The organism is Bacillus sp. SIMBA_026 (genome assembly GCF_046535335.1).
Taxonomy (GTDB): domain Bacteria; phylum Bacillota; class Bacilli; order Bacillales; family Bacillaceae; genus Bacillus; species Bacillus velezensis.
The window spans coordinates 1-256 of record NZ_JAWRWX010000300.1 but is presented as its reverse complement, the minus strand read 5'-3'; the positions used below and the strand labels follow the sequence as shown (position 1 = coordinate 256).

At 65.6% G+C, this 256-nt stretch carries 1 protein-coding gene; it reads right to left on the bottom strand.

Features of this window, described 5'->3' with window-relative positions; translation table 11 throughout:
* Positions 1 to 256: cation:proton antiporter domain-containing protein (locus tag SB847_RS21555; protein ID WP_410578721.1), on the bottom strand; the 256-nt coding region annotated here is incomplete at both ends.

Here is a 256-nt window from a genome sequence, read left to right as displayed (position 1 = left end):
ATGGCCCCGTGGATCAGGAGAGTCCCGACGCCCAAAGACACGCCCAAGGCAATCATCTGCGGATGGCTCCCCAACTCGCTCAGGTCCAGCGACGCCCCGAGCCACACAAAGAAGACCGGGCCGAGGAATCCGTCGCTGACAGCGAACAACTGGTGGGCCAGGCGCCGCGGTTCTCCAACAGCGGCCACCGCCAGCCCGAAAGCAAAACCCGCCAACATGATCGACACGTGCGTGAACGCGGCCAGTGCCGCCAGGG